Origin of the sequence: Streptococcus sp. HF-100 (assembly GCF_015594635.1) — a bacterium.
Lineage (GTDB): Bacteria > Bacillota > Bacilli > Lactobacillales > Streptococcaceae > Streptococcus > Streptococcus vaginalis.
Genome location: NZ_JADNQV010000003.1, coordinates 47,561 through 69,252 on the forward strand (window position 1 = coordinate 47,561; position 21,692 = coordinate 69,252).

Genomic DNA, 21,692 nt, shown 5'->3' on the forward strand with positions numbered 1-21,692 from the left:
TCCTATCTCTCATCAGAAGGAGCTCAATAGCCCTTCTTCTACTATTCTCCCGTAAAATACTGAGATAATAGTTGTTTCCACGTGCCTGTAAAATTCTCTTTCTTTTCAAAAAGACGACTTACCAACTGCAATTCATCATCTGAAAAAATAATATTTCCTTCCTCACGTGTAAACTGATGATAGTTTTCCTCTTCCAGGAGAGCTACCAATTTTGTAACTTGACTAAAGGATTTTTTTGATTCCTTAGCCACATCCATTACACTAAACAATACTTCATCTTCCAATGGCATTTCCTCCATTTCTTCTACATCAAATGGTTCTAATTTCTCTTGAACAATAGATTGACCTTCCGTCGCCTTCTTCGCAAACTCTAACAAATCATCACTCATCAGCAAATCTGCTTGTAATTGTGTATTCTCCACTGGATCAAATTGATTTTCATGACGTTTAATTTTCACAAATTCATCATAAAATGAAAAACCTTTTGTCAACAATGGTGAATAAAATTCTCGTGCTACTTCTCCAAAAACAGCTGCATATCCTCGCCCATAGACACGACGACCAGAAACGTATTTCACATACTTAAATTCCTTATTACGATTTTCAGCACCAAATAAAGAATCATAACCATACTCATCCAATCGACCTACAGAAATCCGAAAGTTAATATTTGCTTGTAATTTCGAACCTAAATCATCACGAGATGGCTTTTGCATAGCTATAATCCCAAAACACCCAGCTTGACGTCCTAACAATAGAAATTGACCAATTGCATCATCTACTAAATTCCTTTGTTTAAAATCCAGCATAGACATTAAAGCATTGTACTCATCACAAACAAAAAAGTATGGCTCTAACCCATACTCATAATATTTCTTCAAATCCTTATGCCTCAAACGTTTCATTTCACTACGCATAAAATCGTATCTAGCCATCATTATAACAACAGCATCTTGAAAACGCTGAACAATATCCTGAATTTCAAAAACAACACGACCTTGAAAAGCTGGCATATCTGTCATAGTCACAAAGTCTGCACGTTTTGGATCACACATATCTACTACACCAATCTTTGCCAAACAATCAATCAATGAACGTAGTAAAACCGTCTTACCTCCACCAATACCACCTGCAACAAGCAAATGAGGATCACTAATAAAATCCCAATAAAGATTTTTCATTAAACGAACCCCTTTTTCCTTATCCCAAATAACTTCTGGTATTGAAATCCGATTCAAATAAGCGGAATAAGCCAGTTTATAGGTTTTAAACTTTGGTTCATCTAACGTTTCCATGAAATCCATAAAAAATGTATCTTCTAGTTCTCCACCCATTTTTTTAAATTTTTCCTGAAACTTATTTCCAGCCATTTTAAATGAGATAGATAAGTCATATTTACCTTGTTGCATATAAACAGGCGGAAATTTAATAGACTTCTGCTTACTCCCCTGCTTCGTCTTTTCATAAACATAACCATGTTCAAATAAATAAAAAGACAATTTGCCCAATCGTTCCATTTTCTTAAAAAATGGTGTGACTTCCTGCAAAAACCAAGTTAAATAAATTGAGAAAAAAACAGATAATAAAAAGAAACCTACTGTTAAACCAATTTGAACATAATCAAGAACTTGATAATCTTTTATATGTATATACATATAAAATAATACAGCCATAAAAAAAGGAGAAAAAAAGAAACCAAATAAAATATAATTCATATGCCGCATATAAGGTTTTATCCTTACTCCACGATATTGCGGTAACAAACGTACCATCTAATTCCTCCTTATTTCACATTATCCTTTATGCTCCTCTTGTTTCTGTTGTTTAGGAGCTTGATTAGTTCCTACACGTTTAATTGCAGAAGCAAACAACTTAAACTGATTATTCCCAACAGAAGAATACGTTACCACAATATTATCAAAATCTACCTCTTCACGATTTTTTAATTTTAAAGCTTCAATATCTGATAAAGATTGATCTGTAACTGTTACAAAAATTGGTTGATGTTGTACATAAGATTTCACACCAACCACAATTCCACGAACTTCCCCAGTAGAAACTGTAGGATAAGAGCCATCTTGACGACGTGGTTGAGTTGTATCTTCTTCATAAATAACATCTTGCCCTTCAACACTCAAAAACACCATTTTCCCAAAAATTTGTTTTAAATCAATCAAACCATCATTTAAAACACGATACTGTTTATCAGCAATCTGCAATTTTTCACCAAAATTCAATCCTACTTTTGCCATTAGTTAACTCCTCCCACTTTTTTCAAACCTTTCGCCAATACATTCAACGCTGGCGCAACATTACGACCATTCAAACTACGATCTTCAAAGAAACGTGGCTCAACCACTTCTACCAAAGAATCTTCCTCAAATACTTCATTAGAAGCTGGTGTAATCACATGAAATACCCCATGTTTTTCATTACTTAAAACATGACGTTGATACTGTCCTGCCTGTCCTTCAACTTGACGAGGGGCAGTCCCTAAACATTCATAATATGCTTGTCCAATAAATTTTGGATCTAATTTTAAAGTTGCAATATCCATACTATTTTTCCTCTTTTCTATAAATAAAAGGCATGACAACTTATTTATCATGCCTACTTTCATTCTTAATGTTCTTTTTGTTTTTTCAAACCAAACAGACCAAAGCCTGCAAGAATCATTCCCAAAACTGAAAGTCCAACCGATGAAGCTGTACCTGTTTGTGGTAAAGCTGGAGCTGGTGTTTTTGGAGCTGGAGTTGGTTTCTTAGGTTGTGGTTTCTCTGGTTCAGGTGTCGTTGTCTTAACTGTGTTAGAAACAAGCTCATGACCATTTACCACATTTTTGTAGGTATTTTCAAATGTTCCAGCTGAAATCCGTTTCATCTGAATAGCCGCATTCACGTCAAACTCAGAAGCATTGTCTACTTTATCCAAGAAATCTTGCTTCATTGAAATTTCAACAATACCTTTTGCTTTATCGTATTTCAATGAAGCGTATTGTGACAAGTCTGTACCAGCTTTAATCACTGAACCATCTTTGAGCTTAATATCAACCCCTGCAATAGCTTTATATTCGCCAGTAAATTCATCACCTTTTTGGTCAAAATCATCAAAGAATCGGTATTCTTTGAGTGCTTCTCCACGGTCAGATGGCAATTTAGCTCCATCTAAATAGTAATAGAATTTATCACCCAGCTTAATCAATTTACCATCAAGATTTTGACCATCACCAAGTTTATTATAAACCTGTTTTTGGACTTTTAGCTCTGGTACATGATTTACCACCACATTTGAATAATAACCATTGCCGAACTGTACTTGGAAAGTTTGGTTGGTATATTTTCCAGTAAAACCTTTCTTATTTTGCATTGGTGTATGGAAATACAAATCCATTCCCGTCTGTACGTAGGCTTTGTAAAACTCTTCTGGTTTTTCTACTACCCACATGTAAAATGCGCCTTTAGGGGAAATACCTGATTTGTCAATCATGTCATTCAAAGCCTTAGAAAGTGTTTTACGGTCTAATACATGATACATCTTCAATCCATTCACAGCTTTGCCTTCAGCATCTTTTACTTGGAAACGACTTTCAAGCGGTGTGACGGCATCATCTTGATAATCTTCAATGTAAGCAAATCCTTTCGCAATCGCTTCTTTACCAGATTTATCACCCTTATTTGGACGATTCGTCCACTTAGAAACGTAGTAGTTGATTCCTTCAGGTAACATTTCTTTCCCGTCAACAAGTTTTCCTTGTTCATTATAGTTATGCTTTTCTGGTTTCAATGGGTCACGATTAGGGTTCTTAGGGTCATTTGGTTTGTTTGGATCTTGTTTACCAGGAGTGTGAACCAAGACCTTGTTCGACTTACGAACATAGCCATTTGAACCACCACCGTTCACGACCATTTCAAAAACGTTTTCGTAGTCAGCTGCGTCATTTTGAGGACGACCCCAAACAGACAAGTCAGCTAATTTGTACTCTTTAGCTAAATCTTTATTAACCGAAGTAAGAGTAGCTATAGTTGCCCTAAATGTCAGCAAGTTTGCCTTTTCATCATAAGAAACATCATACCCCTTGTTGGCTTCTTTGGTTTTCTCTACATCCAACTTAAATCCTTGAGGTAAATGATCATTAAAGACTAGCTGTGTTGTTGTCTTACGAGAAGATGGCAAAGTTTCCGTTTGCAAAACAAATCTATTTAATGAGTTCTTCGCAACATATTGACCATTGATGTTCACCTTATCTGCATTTTCAACTGCTTTTTGCACTTGAGGACGAGTAGATAACTTGTAATCATGCACATGTACTGTTGGTACTACCGGAGGAGTTGGCATCTTTTCATTTGGTTTATAAGTTGGAGCTGGAACACCATTCACTGTTACCAAATTCAATTTAGCTTTTGGAGTTGGAACTGTTTTTTCCTTTTCTGGAGTAAAGTTCTTTGGAGTTTCCAATTTAGGAGTTGGAACTTCTTTCAATTTTTCTGGTATGAAGTTCTTAGGTTCTTTTGTCTTTTGATAACGTGGAGGTGTTGGAACACCAGTCGCCGCAAGCTCACTTGTAACTGTGAACCAAATAGATGGTGTAAAGCGACCTTCACCTTTACGATCACCTAATTTATCCCAAGATGTAACTGTAATACCATATTCTGGGTTAGTACCCTTCAAGGCTAAAGCACCTGCAAGATACCAATAATAAGGACTGGTAGTGCTATCAATAATGTTATGTTGGTTTAATCCAAAGTGATTACCATTTGAATTATCTCGTTCGTTTGAGTAAACCAACCCATTATCATGCTTAACAATAGACGAACCAGAAATCTGAATGAAACGAGCAGTATCTGATGGACGGGCTGTCTCTACGTGATTCTTATAAGCATTCAAACTTGATAGAGACAAAAGACCTTTTGCTTCATTAGGATTATCTTTATTATCTTCAAAGTTAATAAGATTTCCATCTGCATCATAGAACCGAGTTCTTAAACCAAGATCTAACTTATAATCTTTATTAGTATCTTTATAGCGAGCTGCTACCTCAATACCCTTAGACGGATTTTTAGAAAAACCAAAGACCACATCATCTTGGATATTCTCAGAAGTAGATTTAACAGTAATATCTAATTCCATCTTAGAGATAGCTTTACCTTTATATGATGAATTTTTTAGATTTGTATAAGTAACAGTAACTGTTTTACCAACTTTAGAGTTAACTGCACCAAACTGATTACCTTCTCCACCGAAGGCAAAGCCTGCTTTAGCTTTATACAACTCAAATTTTGAAGTTAGACGACTAGGATCTTTACTAATTTTTAAATCTTGTGCACTTGGTAAAGAGAAGTATGTTACATATTGTTGTAATTGATCTTCTCCTAGACCCATAGATTTCGTAATATCTTTAAATGCTTCATGCAAACCTTTAGCACTAATGTAACTATCAGCACCTTTTACATCAATATGAGCGTCAGCTTCATTCTTAAAAACAAGACCTTGGGAAACAACTTCACTCAAATACCCATCTTTTACTCTGTTTTTCTCAGCTTCTGCTTTTTCTTTTGCAACACGAGCATCTTCCGCTTTATTGTGCTCAGTGACTGTCTTATTATAGGCGTCAATTACTTTATTTTCTGCATCGACTTTAGCCTTACCTGCTTCGTTACGTTTAGTAATTTCTGCATTTTCTGCTTCAACTGATTTCTTATGATCTAATTGAGCCTTGTTTCGTTTAGCAATTTCGGCATTTTCTGCATCTACTTTTGCTTTTCCTTCTACATTACGTTTCCGAACACCTTCATTATAAGCCTTTGTATCCGCAATATCCTTGTTTTCTTTGCGTTTTTCTACAACATAAGTATCAGTTGCCTTTTGGTTGTCTTCTTTTACCTTGGTAACTTCTTTTGTATAAGCGTCATAAGAATCCTTGGTCGCTTCTACTTTAAGGGTTTTAGAACTTTCAGATACTTGAGCATCTTTAAACTCAGCTTTTACCTTTTCTTTCGCAGTTGCGGTAGCTTGATTGACATCTTGACCTGCTTTTTCAGCTTTATCATGCGCTTCTTTCAATGCTGCATTATCAGCATTGATTTTAGCATTTGCTTGTTTAGTTTCTTCAACCGCTTTTGCATGGTCTTCTTTTGCTTTTGCATAATCTGCAGTTGTTTTTTCAACTTCAGCTTTTTGTTTTGCTTGGTCTTGCGCAATTTCCGCTTGAGCCTTTTGAGTTTCAGCTAGGCTATTTGTAGTCCCTTTATCAACAGGAGCATCTTGAACAACCTTTACACCTTCATTTTGAGCTGCTTGTGCTGCTTGATTCACTTGACTATTGTCAACTTGCGCTGGTACAGTACCTTGTGCTTGACCAGCTTGATTCAACTGATTTTGTTGTTCAGCTGTTTTAGCTGGTTGACTATCTGGCAAATTAGTAGCTGTATTTGCAGGTGCAACCGTTGTAGGCTCTGTTTTAGCGACTTCATCTGCTTGTACACCATTAGTTGTCGCTACAGCTAGTGCTGCAAGCCCTAAAATAACTCCACAAGCTCCATAGGCTTTAATTTTGCGGATAGAACCATACGTTTTTGTTTCATTTGATTTCATTTTTTGATTTCTCCTAAATCTATTTTTTATTTTTTTACTCTTATGCTTCTAAAAAAACAGAAGAAGGCGCACGAGCCTTCTTCAAAAATAATACAACCATTTTTTATCCTTCTTTAACTATTTTAAAAAGCCATCACATAGGATGACTTTGTTTTATCGTTATTTTACACGTTTGCGAAAAACAAAACTAAGAGCTAAAAGAATGACTCCTCCAAACAATCCCAATAAAGAAGTTGTTTCTCCAGTAGAAGGCAAGTGATTAGTGGATACATTATAATTAACTTTCACTTGCTTATGATTGATTGGAGTGAGTGTTGGTGTAACAGCTTGTTTCTTTCCGTCCACATAACTTGTAATTTTTCCTGTTTCGTCCACAACCGGAATTGCTTGTCCGCCTGCTTGTTCAATCGCTGCTTTTTGTGCTGCTAATTTTGCCAAGCGTTCTGCTTCCAATTGAGCCTGATATGTTTTTACAAGCTTAGTATGTTGAGCGACCACTTCTGCTTGAGTTGCTTTTAACACTTGCAATTTTGCTTCTTCTTTCTCAAGCAGAACTTTCTTTTCTGCTAAAGTTTGTTTAACTGTCAATAAGCTTTGTTTTGCTTGATCTAAACGTGCAGGTGCATCTTTCAATTGACGCACTTTTTCTTGAGCCGCTGTCAAACGTGCTTTAGCTTGAACCAACTCATTGTTACGTTGGCTAACCAATGCTTGTGCTTTTGTTAAATCAGCTTTCTTAGTAGCTAATTTGTTTTGTTCCATCAAAAGGTCATTTTTAAGAACTTCTAGCTCTGACTGTTGTTGAGCTAATTCAGCTTTGGCTTGTGCTAAAGCTGCTTGTTTAGCTTTCACGTCCGCATTCAATTGAGCAACGGCTTCTTGGGCTGCTTTATTTTCAACTTCATCCGCTTTTAAAGTTGCCTGTGCTTGATCCAATTGAGTTTGTGCTGCAGGAGTTTTAACTTCTATAGCTTTAATAGCGTCACGTTGTGCCGTTACTCCTGTTAAATAAGCAGTAGCTTCTTTAACAGAAGTTTCTGCTTTCGACTTATCTGCTTGTGCACGTTCATCATCTTGTTTTGCAGCATCATAAGTACTTTGAGCTTCTTTTTGAGTATTCAATAATTCTTGGCTATCAAATGGATTAGCTAATGCTGTACGATTAAAGGTACTGTTTGTTAGTGCTTTATCATGTACAAACAAGAAATTAACAACCTGCCAAAAATCATCTTTGTAAGAAGTTCCTACCCCAAGATAAGAAGTTTTAGCTTCTGGGGCAAACAACCCTGCCATACTTGAGGCATGTAGGAATTCATTATTCACATTATCTTCTACATCATCAAAAGCATTAAACATCAAATTCAAAATAGTGTTATACACCAAACGCTTTAATTCTGCTTTTGTTACAAACTTTTTCGCACTATAAATACCACTACCGCCCATTAAGCCAATATTTTCATCTGTTTCTGAAGAAGTAATATTGTATTGTGCTAGAAGTTTATTAAGATGTTCAGTGTCATGACCTTTCACGCCATTTGTTTTAGAAGTTGAAACATGGTCGTTAATAATTTTAGTTACATCTTTTGTCACTTCAACCTTTGATGTACCAAAAGCTGCATGAATTTGATTTAATAAGTCCGCTGCAAAGAGGGACAATTCTTCTCTCGTTGCTTCTGAAAGATTATTCAAGTCAAGTTTTTCTTGGCTATCATTTTTATTCGCTTTAAAGCGATTTTGTTTCGCCAAGACTTTTCCAAGAGCCACTAATTTATCCGTCATGGCTTTTTCTTCAGCTGGAGAAGCTGTGGCGACTTTTGAAGCATAGTCTCTTAAAGCGGCAATATATTCTTGAGTCAATTTGATTTGGTTGATAGCTTCAACATCTTGATTAGCTTTTGTCAAATCAACTGTTGCCTTTTCTAAAGCTTCTGCTGTTTTGTTTGCCATAGCAACCTTTTTATCTAAATCAGCTTTGAAAGTAGTTACCACCTTTTGAGATTGAGTTACTACTTTTTCTGCTTCATCTAAATCGGAAGTACGTTTCCGGTCATCTTGTTTTGCTTTAGCTAAATCTGTCTGAGCCTTAGCAACTGCTTCTTTATCAGCGTTTACTTTTGCTTGTGTTTGTTCAGCTTTAGCAATAATTTCTTTAGTACCCGTACCATCTAAAATGGCTTGTTTTTCGGCTACTTTCTTTTCTGCTTGAGTTACTTCTGCTTGTTTTTTAGTAACTGTCTCTTGTACTTTTGCGACCGCTTCTGTTTGTTTAGTCACTTCACTTTGAGCTGTTTGTTGGGCTGTTTGACTAGCAGATACAGCATTTTCAGCTTGGGTGACTTGACCAGTAGCTTCTTTAACAGAAGTTTCTGCTTTAGCCACATTTTCTGGAGTCGCTTCTTGAGCGACTTTTTCAGCTTGAGCGACATTCGTTGTTTCTGTTTTGACCGTATTTTCAGCATTTTCTGCTTCTATTTTTGCTTGATTAGTTACTTGTTCTTGTGCTTTGACTGCTGCAGTTGCGGTATCTACTTTTGTTTGACTGGTTGCCACCTCTTCTTTGGTTACAGTTGCTTTTGATTGAGTGACTTCTGTACCTTTAATTTCTTTTGGTTGTACATCTTCTGCCTGCACCACTTGACCAGCGCCCACCACAGCAACAGTCGCAACTGTTGTCATCAATGTTTTACTAACTTTATTCATTTTAATTTCTCCTAAATCTATTTTTTATTTATTTTATAACAATATAAACATTTCTACAAAAATTATATACTACTATCTAATTAACTCATAATTTTTCTCCACCATATTCAAATAACGTCGATACAATCCATAAGTTGAAACACCATAACAACGCAAATATTCTTTATGTAATCTATCAATTTCCTCCAATGTCTCTACACACAAACGACGCTGAAAAACAATATTTGCTTGATACACTCTAAAAGAAAATTTAAAATTTTGCCAAATTCGCTCATATCCTTTCTCAAAATACTCATAATTCTCCATCACATTTTACTCAACCTCACTATCTATCAATTTCTAACTTAGTCTTCCCAAGTCACTATATCTCGCCATTTCCATCTAGTCTTCATCACATAATTATAAATTCCTGATTGAACTACTCCAGAATAAATTAAAAAAGATCCATCCAATAAATACTGATGAATCATCTCTATATCATGTTTAGGTAAACGAACCGCAAAATACTTATTCAAATGCTTCCCTGTTTTAACAAAAATTAAATTATCATTATCAAAATAAACAGCTACATCATTCTTTTTGCCTCTGTCTCTCAAAAGCAATAGTAACTGTTGCTTTTTCAACCATTCTTTAAATATCATTCATAAACTACCTCAATTTCAATACTTCTTAAAAGTAAAATTTTTCTTATCTTTTTATCATATAAAATGCCTTCACTTAAGAATAAAAAACTAATAATATCATTCAACTTTTTTCTGCCACTTATTTTGTACCCAAAAATTTTACGCATTTCTCTTAAGAAATCATCTGTTTTATAAATATCATAAGCTTTATTCCCATTAGGATATTTCACACTTACTCCTGATTTCTTTAATAGCTCAACAAATCTATCTGCAGATAAACCATATAAACAAAATTCAAAGTCACCGTAATTACTCATATTTTTCTTATCATACACATGTATAATAAATTCAATATAATGATGATTGCCTAGAAGAAATGAAGACTCTCCCTTACCAATAAACATCCTTTTTAATGTCTCATAAAAATTCATTTTATACTCCCTGAAAGCCATGCCCACAATATTACAATAATAGGAATCAAAAAATACATATACACAAATTATATCTAAATACTTCATGAATCTATCCGATTCTTCCTTTTTCTTATCCTCCTCTTCTTTAGCTAACTTAGTATTTTTTCTATGCAATTTATCCTCTATATCCATTCTGGAATCTCCTTTCATGCTCACAAACAACACAGCAATTCAAAAGGATTCTTCCTTTCTTAAAAACGCAACAAAAAACCTAACATCTTAAAAATCAACATCAATAACAAAACGGGTGCAAAAACAATCAAACTTACACCCATAACTATAGCCCTTACCAACTATCATTCACCCCCTTTTTATAAATTTTCTCTTGAAAATACTCTTCCACCTCAGCAATCATTCTCTCTTTTTCATTTATTGCTTCTTTCAATGTTTTTGCTCGAGTTCTAAAATATTTTCCATGTCGCTTCATGGAAATAACATAACATTGTTCTCTATCACTCCAAGAAATATTTCTAATTCCTGTTGTCTTATTAGTAGATAAAGGAACATCTTTACTCGTTCTAGTTTCATAAGCTTTTTCTTGATTAAGATTAGCCTTATGTAATTTTCCATTCTCTACTCTCAAATGACCACAAGATTTTATTTCTCCACCTATAACGTGCGATAAACGACGTACTACAACTTTTCCACAAGAACATCTACATTTACACAATCGCATAGAATCATAGGTTTTTAATGGAGAAGTATAAGATAAAATCATTAACTCTCCATATTTACAACCAATCACATCTTTATAATCTTTTTCATTAAAATGCTTATTATTCATCTCTCACCTCATTTCACATAATAAAAAAAGACGACTTGCCATAAACAAATCGTCTCATCAACATTACCTACTTAATAGAACAGAAAAATTTCAACAATTATTATCATAATTAGTTGGATAATCTAATTTCAAGGCTGGGAACTCCTAGCCTTTTTCTTTCTGCTCTACTAAATAGGTAACTATCCTATCTAGTGCATGCTCGTATCTTCGCATACCATTTTTCAGCAAGAGTTATACCTTACCTAGCGCCTGTCCCGTATAAAAGGTTATCGTCTCTCTCCGACATTGCCCTCGATCGCTCTTCCAACTGTTCTCAGCCAGCACCTCTAGTTTTTTGCTCTACACAGGATAACTAGCATAAACCCCAATACCTAATGTATAAACTCGCTAGAACCTAATTTTGACTTCTTAAAATATTTATGATACAATAAAGAAAATTTAAAAAGTAACTGAATAACAAATCAATCCTCGGGCAGATGGAAACACCCCTTGGATGATTTTTATTCTTCATTATACACATAATTTCAAGGAGAACTAGACATGAAAGACATTATTAAAGGAATTACAAAACTCATTTTTAAAATAATTCGATTTGTACTCTCGTACTATTTTCAAATGTTTTTAACCTACCCACTTGTCTCTATTATCCTAATCATCATTGCTATCCTCGCTTGGATTTAATAACAACAACCAAAATTAAGTTCTAGTGAATTTATACATCCCCACAAACCTATACATCTCACACTTCAACACAACCTATATCTTAAAGTCTTTTGACAAAAATCTTATTTTAAGATATAATGAAATTGGTATTTTTTTTGGTGCGTTTACAGTCTGGATTTTCGGATTGCAGACGTACTTTTTATTTAATTTTCAATGTTCTAATAAAGAATTCTAGGAACGGACATTATTAAATGAATACTTTTTAAAATATTTCTTATCGCGTTTATCATTTACATTGTTCATTTGTATTAACGCTTTATAATAAAATATTCAAGAAATAAATCCTATTCTTTATGTTTTGATAAAGATACTTCTTTCTCTTCATCAATAGATACATCAAATACTATTTAATATATCTAGTCATAAGGAGAAAAGCATGGGATCAAAACGAAAAATAAACTCAACTAACAGACAAATGGAAAGAGAATCTATCTTTCGTGAAAAAGAAATTGAGTTTAAGAAAAGTGGGAAATATAAACCACAAAAGAATTCAAATAGAAGTCTCCCGAAAAGGAAGAAGGAGAAAAACAGAAGGACAACTTCTTCCAGAAAAAACTCAAATGGAAAATGGGTATTGAATTATCTCCCAAAAAGAAAATCTGATGATTAAATTTCAACCTCACTATATGAACACTCCTGACAAGGTGTGGCATCTAATAAACTGTTTTCAATTATTTTATCTATTAAAACCAGAGAAGAACGTCTAAAATCTTCCACCAAATCAAAATATTCTTCTCTATATTCAGTAGGAATTAAACTATATAACCCATTCTCTTCTAAATCAGTTTGTACACTTTCAAACTGATCAGCAATACCTAAAACAGCATTTGTAAAATTTAATATGACTGCTCGATTTAATTTATCTCCCGTTTCTTCCATCTATTCTTCCTCCATCTGTTTGTTATAATGGTTATTATTCCTCTTTAATAAGCTATGGTTATATTATAACTTGAAGTTATTAAAATGTCAATACTTTTTTTAAAAAAATTAAAATTTTTTTGAAAGGCTCAAAATATGTTTACAAAACGCCTAAAAGCTCTACGAAAGGAAGCTGGTTTAACTCAAAAAGAACTAGCCGATAAACTCAATATTTCACAAGCAGCATACGCACAATGGGAAAATGGTGTAAAAAAACCTGCAAGAGAAAATCTAACTACACTAGCTAATATCTTAGACACCTCTATAGATTATCTTCTAGACAATACCAATTCTGAACACCCTGAAGATGACCTCTCAAATGTTGAAATTCTATTTCGAAAAACCTCAAAAAATATGACCCCTGAACAAAAAGAGATTTTCAAAAAAGAACTCTTAGAATTTATGGAGATTAGAAGAAAAGCATTTGAGGAAGAAGAGCAGTGAGAGACGTTTATTTCAAAGTCTGGGATATTGCTAAGAAAGAAATTTATCATTTCATTAAACTTTACAATATCTCCAAAATCCATTACACTTTTGAAAACTATTTCAACCACATTACTACTCAATACAAGATTAAAACATTGCCTCATCATTTTTCAGACGAGGCAATTTTAGGATTGACCTTAATTGATAACTTAGGAATCTCTTTCTCTTACGAATCAGAAAGCAGCCCAAACAGACAAAACTTTACCAAATGCCACGAATTAGGACACTTAGTCTTACAACATTCTGGAACAGTCTTTGCGGAAAATGCACAAAACCAAGACTGGCAAGAAAAAGAAGCCAACTACTTTTCTTCTTTTATTCTTATGCCTGACATTATTCTTTTATCCAAAATTGTCTATCAGCACCAATCCTTTCAAGACCTTAGTAAAGAATTAAAAGTCTCTCCACAAGCTCTAGAAATCCGTTTAGAGGACTTTTTACACTACCAAGGACATTTCTCCATAGAACAAGCTAAAGAAGTTGTTTTCCAATATAAAACCAGAAAATCTGATATTCTAATACAACTCATTCAAGCCTTTAAAGAGAAAATCATTAAAGAATACGAAGCTGTTCAAATAGAAGACATTGACTACTTTAAAAAATTAACTACTGAAACAGACTTTATCACTAATCAAGAAATTACTTCTTTGATAGATCCCGATTTCCAACAAACTCTTAAAAAGCAATTTCCACATTTCAGAATATCTGCTTACTATGATAAAGGTCTAGCCATTTGGTACACTTGGAATACCCAAGCACTATCTGAAATAGACAGTCGGCGTAAAGCCAAACTCAAACACTATGACATACAAAACAAAGGGACTAGTTGATAGCCCCTTTTCCCTTTCTATTAACTGTTTCTTCTAATTTATCCAATCGCACTCGCAATTGAAAAATACGCCATTTCAATTCATTATCTGATACATGATAATGTAATTCGTTCGCAATCGCTTTTATATCAAAAATCATTTCTTCTTTCATACTACAACTATAACATGGATTTTTAATAACATTAAAACAATTCTCTAAACAGATAGTTTTTACAGCCGAAATAAAAAAAGGACATTATCAGTCCTTTTCTGTTTTTTTCAATTCCTTATATCTTTTAGAATCTTTCTTTATAAATTGTTCATCTCCACTCATAATCCCAGCAGAAAGAACTCCACTCTCTTTATCATATGAATAAGCTAAAGTTTTGCCTTCTCCTGTCAAAGTTTTCTTTTCTGTATCAATAGAATATTTCAATGTCCCACTTGGTTTATCTTTTCCACCAAAATAATAAGTCAAAGTCTTGTCCTTAATGACAATCCAAGGAGACTTACTTAAACCATCTTTACTAAATTTAGATGTAGTATAATATTCACCATCTAAGCTGGCTTGTTGAGTAGATGAACAAGATACTAGGAAGATTGCTGCTGCAATCATTGTCACCAATAACAATACTTTCTTTTTCATATCTCTATTCCCTTTCTATAAAAACATTAAAGCTCTTTATTTCTTATATATTCTTTTAAGCGACTAATGTCACGATCACTCAATCTACCAATCACCTTAATTTGAAAACCATCTTTTTCAATATCGTATAACTGAACCATATCAATCCAAGATGGTTTTTTCAACCCAGCTTTGAACCAATCAATAATTTCTAAATATTGTGACTTAATGTAATCAGATTTCGTTTCATATTTACTTGTAATACGAAAAGTACGTATTATCTCATCACCGATTTTCACAACTACTGCTGGACGAATTTTCGATCCTGTCTTATCACGATATTCTATCCGTGTTACCAAAACCGAATAAACCTCAATATCAGTCATTAAATACACCCTCATATTCTGAAAAATCTTCATCACCGAAAAATGCTGCTAAACTTTCCTTATCAGTAGCACTTACCTTTACACTAGGAATCTTTTTATCAATCATTTCTTGAAATTCTTCATCACTTATATTTTGCTTCACCGCAAAAGGAATACTCCTAGTCTGAACAGATTGAATAAGAAACATCTTAACTGCTGTACTCATATCGATTCCCAATGAATCAAATAATTCAGCTGCTTCTGCTTTTAATTTATCATCTACACGAACAGCAATTGTTGACATAATATTCACCTCATCTCTTCCTTGTATATCTATTGTAACACAAATAGTCATACAAATCAAATTTTTATCATTTTATGCAACCACTTATACAGAAAAAGCTTCTCATCATATTATGCAACATTTTAATACATTTGTTGAACGAATTCATCCATAAATACAAAACAAAATATACCAGGAATATCCTGATATACTTTATTTTATAAATATTGACTAAAAATATAACTTGCTTGGTTAATTTTTGGTTAAAATTCTCAAATTTTAAAATCTATAGCTGATAAATACTTATAATATAACAAAAAAATTTTTATTATGATATCTTATATTTATACAAAAAAGCAAAACCTCGCCAAGAAAAAGAAGTGTGAAAACTTGAAAAATCCCCCTAACTTCCTTATTTTTAAACTCAAGTTGAAATCAAATACAACACCTTCTCAGACTGTTGACTTCTATCTTGCGCATGTTATTCGTACCTTGTTAAAAGTATAAAATGTTGATTATTTTTCACCAACTAAAAATAGCTAAACTGAATTTTATCCAGCCTAGCTTATCTTTATTAAAATGGCAATTCCTCTTCTTCCAGAAGCAAATCTGCCAAGTCTGCACCTGCATTATTTTCACGAAGAGCTCGCTGTGCACGACTTTCTAATAGCTGGAAGCCATTGCAAAGTACTTCTGTGACATAGTGGGTAACATTGTCCTTCTCATAGCGGCGAGTGCGAAGTTCACCGTCTAGCGAAATCAGGCTGCCTTTACTTGCATAACTTGCCAAAGTTTCGGCTAACTTACCCCAGACAACGACATTTACAAAGTCCGCTTCTCGTTCACCATTTTGTCCTTTGTAGCGACGATTGACAGCAAGTGTTGCACGCGCCACAGATTTATCATTAGCTGTTTTGTTTAACTCTGGTGTATTCACCAAACGACCGATTAAAATTACTTTATTATACATTTTATTTTCCTCCTAACTATTTATTCGTAAGAGAAAAGAAAAAATCGTGAAAATTCACGATTAAAAACTAATTTATTGCTTACCCTTGCCAATGCTTAGCTGGATCAAAGGCTGTTCCTACTACTTCAGAGCTTACTAATTCAATAATCCCACGTTTTTGCGGAGCATTGGGCAATTGCAATTCGCGAGGACTACACATCATACCAAAACTCTTTTCTCCACGCAGCTCACTAGGAAAAATCAAGTTTCCCTTTGGCATCATAGCACCCGGAAGCGCCACAATCGTCTTGAGACCTACTTTAGCATTAGGCGCACCTGCTACGATTTGAACCACTTTATCTGCTGCTACTTTTACTTGACAAATATTAAGGTGGTCACTATCTGGATGAGCTACCATTTCCACAATTTCACCAACTACAAATTTCGGCTCAAGGTCATTGACCAATTCTGGTTCAAAACCTGCTTGGCTCAATTCTTGATTCAGAATTGAAATTTCTTCATCTGTCAGAAAAACTTGCCCACGTTCGGTAATATTAAAAAGATTAGAAACCTGAAAAATATTCCAAGCAACTGTTTCTCCATTGTCCAAACGATAAATACGCGCTACGTTTCCCTTGCGTTCAGCAGCTAACTTAACTCCTTGACCGTCTGCAACAATCACCATCAGCACGTCTCCAACGTGCTCTTTATTATATGTAAAAATCATTATTTCTCCTATATGTTCAGTTTAACTGGGCTAAAAATTCATTGATTTGCGTCTTCGTTTTTCGCTCGCGATTAACAAAACGACCAATTTCTTGTCCATTTTCTAGGACTACTAGGCTAGGAATCCCATACACATCCCACTTTTTGGCAACTTCCATATAATCGTCACGATTGACCTCAACAAAGGTAAAATCAGGATTTTCTGCTTCAATCTCAGGCAAAAAAGGTTTAATAAAACGACAATCTCCACACCACTCGGCTGTGAAAAAGAACACAATCTTTCCTTCGCGTTTCACAAATGATGCCAATTCTTCTATATTTGCTGGAATAATCATTGTTCTTCCTCATAGGTCAATTCGCCATTTTCATATACAAATGTGATGTGCCGATCATCTTCATACACCACACCACCAACCAATCGATGCTCATCTGACTTGTATAACTGCACATATAGTGTGGCAATATCGCCTAGCTCAGACAAACTTTTCCGAATTTCCGCAACTAATTGCTCACGCCGCTCAGCTTCTTTTCGCTCGTCCAACGTTTTTTTAGTAGCATAAGCTGCAAGCCCTACTCCCGCAAGTGCAGCCGTTGTTAATAGAATCTTTTTAGCTTTCATGACAATATTTTAACACAAAAGATAAATTGGGACAAATCGAAACACTACTGTTTTTTATATTTGAATGCTACCCAACTATGATAGAAAATGCTAAAATAAGAACAGAAAGAAGGTTAATGATGTCAGAATTATTTTCAAAAATCAAAGAAGTAACAGAAATTGCTGCTATTTCAGGGCATGAAGCGCCTGTTCGCAATTATTTGCGTAAAAAAATCACTCCTCATGTAGACGAAGTCATAACTGACGGCTTAGGAGGCATTTTTGGAGTGAAATATTCAGAAACTGTTGATGCACCGCGTGTCTTAGTAGCTGCCCACATGGATGAAGTTGGCTTCATGGTGAGTGAAATCAAACCCGACGGAACATTTCGTGTAGTGCAAATCGGCGGTTGGAATCCACTCGTCGTTAGCAGCCAACGATTTAAATTGTTTACTCGTACAGGAGATGAAATTCCTGTGATTTCAGGCTCCGTTCCGCCACATTTGACACGTGGAACAGGTGGACCGACTCTGCCAAGAATTGAAGATATTGTCTTTGACGGTGGATTTGCTGATAAAGCAGAAGCTGAAAGCTACGGCATTCGTCCAGGCGATACGATTGTACCAGACAGCTCTGCTATTCTCACAGCTAATGGGAAAAACGTTATCTCAAAAGCTTGGGACAATCGTTACGGTGTCCTCATGGTGAGTGAACTGGTTCAAGCTCTGGCTGGACAAAAGCTTAACAACGAACTTTATGTTGGAGCCAATGTCCAAGAAGAAGTCGGATTGCGTGGAGCCCATGTTTCAACGACTAAGTTTGACCCAGAAGTTTTCTTGGCAGTAGACTGTTCGCCTGCTGGCGACATTTACGGAGATCAAGGAGCTATCGGAGAAGGGACTCTAATTCGTTTCTTTGACCCAGGTCACCTCATGTTGCCAAATATGAAAGATTTCCTTCTAACAACGGCAGAAGAAGCAGGCATCAAGTATCAATACTACTGTGGCAAAGGCGGAACCGATGCAGGCGCTGCTCATCTCAAAAACGGTGGTGTGCCTTCTACAACTATTGGTGTTTGTGCACGTTACATTCATTCTCATCAAACACTCTACGCAATGGACGACTTTCTACAAGCTCAAGCTTTCTTACAAGCTCTTGTTAAGAAATTGGATCGTTCAACCGTTGATTTGATAAAAAACTATTAAAAAATGCATATTTGAAAAGGCTGTAGACAGTGATGTCTCAGCCTTTTTCTGCTCTCGTTTTTTCACTTATTGTTTAATCCCATTAACTTACGTAATTCGGGGATTCGTTGCAACTGTGGGACAATGAGCATTGTCACAAATACTCGTAAAGGAATTTCAAAAACAGACCATGCCCGAGTAGCGTATAGTGCAACAAAGGGTACTCCATATTGTAAATGGAGAGCTAAGGGCGTTAAGGTAAAGGTCCCCACTCCCATAACAGCGACAGTTGCTAGTGTCACCCAAAGCCAGTCTTTCTTCCGTTCAAATCGTAATTCTTTGCCATAAAAGAAATAACCATAGAGAATACCTTGCAAGGCTTCAATCAATGTAAACCAGATAATGAATGGTTGCCCCTGACTCAAAAAGAAAAAGGAAAGCATATCATATACGGCAGAAACCAGACCAGATAAAATCGGACCAGCGACACTTCCCATAAGAGTATAACCAATGAAAGCTGGGCTCAGCTTCAACAAACGAGGGATGACAAAGATTGAAAACTTCTCTAAGACAAAGCAGAGAGCTACAATCATAGCAAGGGCAACCAAAAGTTGCACCGACAACTTAGGCGAGTTTTTTCTCATATTCGCTCCTTTTCTTTCGGGAGCCGTCAAAATGACAGCGGATGCAATGGTCTACCGCACAAATGTTTCGTTGTATGGCAACATCCCATCCATACACACTTAACGCAGACCACTTACTCTGTGCAAATGAATTGCTCTTTCATTCTATCACATTTTAACTATTTAGAAAACCTCCTTTTACCTAATCGCTTATTAGATATTTTCTCACATTTGCAAGGAAATAGAGAGAGCCTGTGATGAGCAGCAGCTCTCTCTCTCCATGCTTGACTTTTTTGTATTGCTCCAAATAAGGCAACCACTCTACATATGCTAACTTTTCTCGCTTTGCCAAACCTTGCATTTCTTCTGTTGAAAAACTCCGTGAATCCTCAAATGTAGTGAGAAATAACTGAGATTTGGAAACAGTTTTTAACAAAGCAACCATTTCATCCAAGGCCTTGGTCTGAATACAAGAAAATAAAATGTGCTTTTGATAATCTGGGAAATAGCTTTCTAGGGAAGCTATCAGAGCTTTCATTGCATGAGGATTGTGCGCACCATCTAGCAAAATCAACGGTGCATTTGTAATTTTCTCCAAGCGAGCAGGCCAATACGTTTGTTTCAATGCTCGTCGCACCTCATTTTCACTCAACAATGGTAAACCTTTCAAGTAGCAATATTGATCGCATAATTCAAGTGCAAGTCCTGCATTCTCAACTTGATGAACGCCCAAAAGAACACTTTGATAGTCTTCTTTCTGCCGAAATGCATTTGAAAAACGAAATTTTTCTCCTTCTGCCAAGCTTTGCACAGACTCCACTTGATAATCTTTCCCATAGCAGACATGAGAAGCCTGACGTTGCTGAGCAATAGTGTGAATAACTGCCAGTGCTTCTGAAGAAATCTTGCCTGTCACCACTGGCACCCTCTCTTTGATAATACCTGCCTTTTGCACTGCAATGTCTGCCAGTGTGGTACCTAAAATAGCCATGTGATCTAGTCCGATTGTCGTAATAGCTGTCAAATCCGGTCGACACACATTAGTACTGTCCAATAAACCACCCAGACCTACTTCCATTATGACCACATCTACCTCTTGCTGGCAGAAATAATCATAAGCCAATGCTGTGATAATCTCAAACTCTGTTATTTCCTGCAATATCGTATCATCTGCCTGCTCTTTTAATAACCTTTGATAAGATTGCAACAAAGAACAAAAGTCTTCGTCTGAAATAAGCAAACCATTGATTGCAATTTGCTCATTATAGTTAAGAAGATAAGGCGATGTAAACGTTCCAATACACAACCTCTTTGCTTGCAATAGCTGACGTAAATGCGCAATCGTTGATCCTTTTCCATTGGTACCTGCAATGTGAATGACCGAGATTTGTAAATGCGGATTACCTCGCAATGCTAATAGTCGTCTCACTCGTTCTAAGCCTAAATGCGGCTCTTTTGTTTGGTGTTGGTGCAACCATTCTAACTGTTCTTCCTTTTGTATCATTGTCCTTCTCATCCAATCTATAATGCTCTCATTTTATCATAGAAGTGAGATTTCTACAAAAGGAATTTACCAAAAAATGAGCAAGAAAAGAAGAGAAAAGCTATTGCGCACCAAATGACTGAAAATGGAGAACTCCAAACGAGGAAGTGGCTTGGGAATAAAGAGCGAAAACAGAAATCCTAAGCCTGTATAAACGATAAAACAACTGATATCAGCTGGATTTCGTAAAAGGATAAAAAACAAACTCCCTATCACAAAACTCATTCTTGCTTGATCTTTTGAAACAAAAAGATGAATAATAAATGACCGTACTTCAGGCACCAGAGCTATCACATCAACACCCAGCAAAAAAAGAGAGGAGTGGATGAAGAGGCTCATAAATAATTGTTGACTTTCTGAAACAGCAGCCGTCCCTTCTAAAATCATCAGATAAACTCCTATCGCATTGATAAATACCATCATGAGATAGGATAATCGCAGGAGAGGCCAGTAACGAGCCGTTAAGATCTCTGATTTAAAATCTGTTAATTCTCTGGAAAAATAGCGAAAATAAAGCAAGCCACAAGAAAATAGAATGAACAAAAATACAAAACTTGACTGCTGAAAGGTCAATGATTTGGACAATGGCGTCGTCAGCAATACCAAGGCAATCTGTGTCAGAACGATTAGCAAACTCATTTGAAGAATATTTTTTATCTTTCTCATTTCAACTCCTTTTTCTACCTTTT

General features: G+C 35.4%; 26 protein-coding genes and 1 riboswitch. Of the genes, 5 read left to right on the top strand and 21 right to left on the bottom strand.

Features of this window, described 5'->3' with window-relative positions:
* Positions 1-41: 41 nt before the first annotated feature.
* The 9 genes from IYQ23_RS03945 to IYQ23_RS03985 form a co-directional block, all read right to left on the bottom strand.
* Positions 42-1,772, bottom strand: coding sequence for an FtsK/SpoIIIE domain-containing protein (locus tag IYQ23_RS03945; protein ID WP_195674146.1), 1,731 nt, complete (start codon positions 1,770-1,772; stop codon positions 42-44).
* A gap of 21 nt (positions 1,773-1,793) precedes the next feature.
* A complete protein-coding gene (locus IYQ23_RS03950) occupies positions 1,794-2,252 on the bottom strand; it encodes a conjugal transfer protein (RefSeq protein ID WP_195674147.1) in 459 nt (152 codons plus the stop codon).
* Positions 2,252-2,557 carry a cytoplasmic protein gene (locus IYQ23_RS03955; RefSeq protein WP_195674148.1) on the bottom strand — a complete coding sequence of 102 codons (306 nt, stop codon included), beginning with the start codon at positions 2,555-2,557 and terminating at the stop codon, positions 2,252-2,254. The genes IYQ23_RS03950 and IYQ23_RS03955 overlap by 1 nt, the downstream gene beginning before the upstream one ends.
* Positions 2,558-2,622: 65 nt before the next feature.
* Positions 2,623-6,591 (bottom strand): SspB-related isopeptide-forming adhesin, encoded by a 3,969-nt coding sequence (locus tag IYQ23_RS03960; RefSeq protein WP_195674149.1) that lies wholly within the window; start codon positions 6,589-6,591, stop codon positions 2,623-2,625.
* A gap of 159 nt (positions 6,592-6,750) precedes the next feature.
* Entirely contained in the window at positions 6,751-9,291 is a 2,541-nt protein-coding gene (locus tag IYQ23_RS03965) for an SEC10/PgrA surface exclusion domain-containing protein (RefSeq protein ID WP_195674150.1), read from the bottom strand.
* A 72-nt stretch (positions 9,292-9,363) separates the two neighbouring features.
* A complete protein-coding gene (locus tag IYQ23_RS03970; RefSeq protein ID WP_195674151.1) occupies positions 9,364-9,597 on the bottom strand; it encodes a hypothetical protein in 234 nt (77 codons plus the stop codon).
* 38 nt (positions 9,598-9,635) lie between these two features.
* Entirely contained in the window at positions 9,636-9,932 is a 297-nt protein-coding gene (locus tag IYQ23_RS03975; RefSeq protein WP_003074161.1) for a hypothetical protein, read from the bottom strand.
* The gene (locus tag IYQ23_RS03980) at positions 9,929-10,519 is read right to left on the bottom strand and encodes a hypothetical protein (RefSeq protein WP_195674152.1); all 591 of its coding nucleotides are present in this window, start codon (positions 10,517-10,519) and stop codon (positions 9,929-9,931) included. The genes IYQ23_RS03975 and IYQ23_RS03980 overlap by 4 nt, the downstream gene beginning before the upstream one ends.
* 154 nt (positions 10,520-10,673) lie before the next feature.
* A complete protein-coding gene (locus IYQ23_RS03985) occupies positions 10,674-11,171 on the bottom strand; it encodes a hypothetical protein (protein ID WP_195674153.1) in 498 nt (165 codons plus the stop codon).
* 540 nt (positions 11,172-11,711) lie between these two features.
* On the opposite strand from IYQ23_RS03985, the gene IYQ23_RS03990 reads away from it, so the two are divergent.
* Together IYQ23_RS03990 and IYQ23_RS03995 are read left to right on the top strand one after the other, a co-directional pair.
* Positions 11,712-11,852, top strand: a complete 141-nt coding sequence (locus IYQ23_RS03990; protein ID WP_003074155.1) for a hypothetical protein — start codon at positions 11,712-11,714, stop codon at positions 11,850-11,852.
* Between the two features lie 418 nt (positions 11,853-12,270).
* Positions 12,271-12,504 carry a hypothetical protein gene (locus tag IYQ23_RS03995; protein ID WP_195674154.1) on the top strand — a complete coding sequence of 78 codons (234 nt, stop codon included), beginning with the start codon at positions 12,271-12,273 and terminating at the stop codon, positions 12,502-12,504.
* Here IYQ23_RS03995 and IYQ23_RS04000 read toward each other — a convergent pair.
* Positions 12,501-12,773, bottom strand: coding sequence for a hypothetical protein (locus tag IYQ23_RS04000; RefSeq protein WP_195674155.1), 273 nt, complete (start codon positions 12,771-12,773; stop codon positions 12,501-12,503). The genes IYQ23_RS03995 and IYQ23_RS04000 overlap by 4 nt on opposite strands.
* A gap of 135 nt (positions 12,774-12,908) precedes the next feature.
* On the opposite strand from IYQ23_RS04000, the gene IYQ23_RS04005 reads away from it, so the two are divergent.
* Both IYQ23_RS04005 and IYQ23_RS04010 read left to right on the top strand, forming a co-directional pair.
* Entirely contained in the window at positions 12,909-13,256 is a 348-nt protein-coding gene (locus tag IYQ23_RS04005) for a helix-turn-helix domain-containing protein (RefSeq protein WP_195674156.1), read from the top strand.
* Positions 13,253-14,128 (top strand): ImmA/IrrE family metallo-endopeptidase, encoded by an 876-nt coding sequence (locus IYQ23_RS04010; protein WP_195674157.1) that lies wholly within the window; start codon positions 13,253-13,255, stop codon positions 14,126-14,128. The genes IYQ23_RS04005 and IYQ23_RS04010 overlap by 4 nt, the downstream gene beginning before the upstream one ends.
* Here IYQ23_RS04010 and IYQ23_RS04015 read toward each other — a convergent pair.
* From IYQ23_RS04015 to IYQ23_RS04050, 8 genes are all read right to left on the bottom strand, one after another.
* Positions 14,121-14,267 carry a hypothetical protein gene (locus IYQ23_RS04015; RefSeq protein ID WP_195674158.1) on the bottom strand — a complete coding sequence of 49 codons (147 nt, stop codon included), beginning with the start codon at positions 14,265-14,267 and terminating at the stop codon, positions 14,121-14,123. The genes IYQ23_RS04010 and IYQ23_RS04015 overlap by 8 nt on opposite strands.
* 99 nt (positions 14,268-14,366) lie before the next feature.
* On the bottom strand, positions 14,367-14,753 hold the full coding sequence (locus IYQ23_RS04020; RefSeq protein WP_195674159.1) for a hypothetical protein: 387 nt from the start codon (positions 14,751-14,753) through the stop codon (positions 14,367-14,369).
* Positions 14,754-14,779: 26 nt separating this feature from the next.
* Positions 14,780-15,118 carry a type II toxin-antitoxin system PemK/MazF family toxin gene (locus tag IYQ23_RS04025; protein WP_041784017.1) on the bottom strand — a complete coding sequence of 113 codons (339 nt, stop codon included), beginning with the start codon at positions 15,116-15,118 and terminating at the stop codon, positions 14,780-14,782.
* Entirely contained in the window at positions 15,111-15,401 is a 291-nt protein-coding gene (locus IYQ23_RS04030; protein ID WP_195674160.1) for a type II toxin-antitoxin system RelB/DinJ family antitoxin, read from the bottom strand. The genes IYQ23_RS04025 and IYQ23_RS04030 overlap by 8 nt, the downstream gene beginning before the upstream one ends.
* A 553-nt stretch (positions 15,402-15,954) precedes the next feature.
* Entirely contained in the window at positions 15,955-16,350 is a 396-nt protein-coding gene (locus tag IYQ23_RS04035) for a single-stranded DNA-binding protein (protein WP_022526842.1), read from the bottom strand.
* Between the two features lie 79 nt (positions 16,351-16,429).
* A complete protein-coding gene (ytpR, locus tag IYQ23_RS04040; RefSeq protein WP_195674161.1) occupies positions 16,430-17,056 on the bottom strand; it encodes a YtpR family tRNA-binding protein in 627 nt (208 codons plus the stop codon).
* A gap of 16 nt (positions 17,057-17,072) precedes the next feature.
* Complete coding sequence (locus IYQ23_RS04045) at positions 17,073-17,390, bottom strand: thioredoxin family protein (protein WP_106383916.1); 318 nt, start codon at positions 17,388-17,390, stop codon at positions 17,073-17,075.
* On the bottom strand, positions 17,387-17,674 hold the full coding sequence (locus IYQ23_RS04050) for a DUF4651 domain-containing protein (RefSeq protein ID WP_126466452.1): 288 nt from the start codon (positions 17,672-17,674) through the stop codon (positions 17,387-17,389). The genes IYQ23_RS04045 and IYQ23_RS04050 overlap by 4 nt, the downstream gene beginning before the upstream one ends.
* Positions 17,675-17,793: 119 nt before the next feature.
* On the opposite strand from IYQ23_RS04050, the gene pepA reads away from it, so the two are divergent.
* The gene (pepA, locus tag IYQ23_RS04055) at positions 17,794-18,858 is read left to right on the top strand and encodes a glutamyl aminopeptidase (RefSeq protein ID WP_195674162.1); all 1,065 of its coding nucleotides are present in this window, start codon (positions 17,794-17,796) and stop codon (positions 18,856-18,858) included.
* Between the two features lie 62 nt (positions 18,859-18,920).
* On the opposite strand, the gene IYQ23_RS04060 is transcribed toward pepA, so the two are convergent.
* The 3 genes from IYQ23_RS04060 to IYQ23_RS04070 form a co-directional block, all read right to left on the bottom strand.
* Positions 18,921-19,481, bottom strand: a complete 561-nt coding sequence (locus IYQ23_RS04060) for a folate family ECF transporter S component (protein WP_126466451.1) — start codon at positions 19,479-19,481, stop codon at positions 18,921-18,923.
* A 33-nt stretch (positions 19,482-19,514) separates the two neighbouring features.
* Positions 19,515-19,604: riboswitch (THF riboswitch) on the bottom strand.
* 58 nt (positions 19,605-19,662) lie between these two features.
* Positions 19,663-20,964: a bifunctional folylpolyglutamate synthase/dihydrofolate synthase gene (locus tag IYQ23_RS04065; RefSeq protein ID WP_195674163.1), complete on the bottom strand. Its 1,302-nt coding sequence runs from the start codon at positions 20,962-20,964 to the stop codon at positions 19,663-19,665.
* 66 nt (positions 20,965-21,030) lie between these two features.
* On the bottom strand, positions 21,031-21,669 hold the full coding sequence (locus IYQ23_RS04070; RefSeq protein ID WP_117645207.1) for a CPBP family intramembrane metalloprotease: 639 nt from the start codon (positions 21,667-21,669) through the stop codon (positions 21,031-21,033).
* Positions 21,670-21,692: the final 23 nt, after the last annotated feature.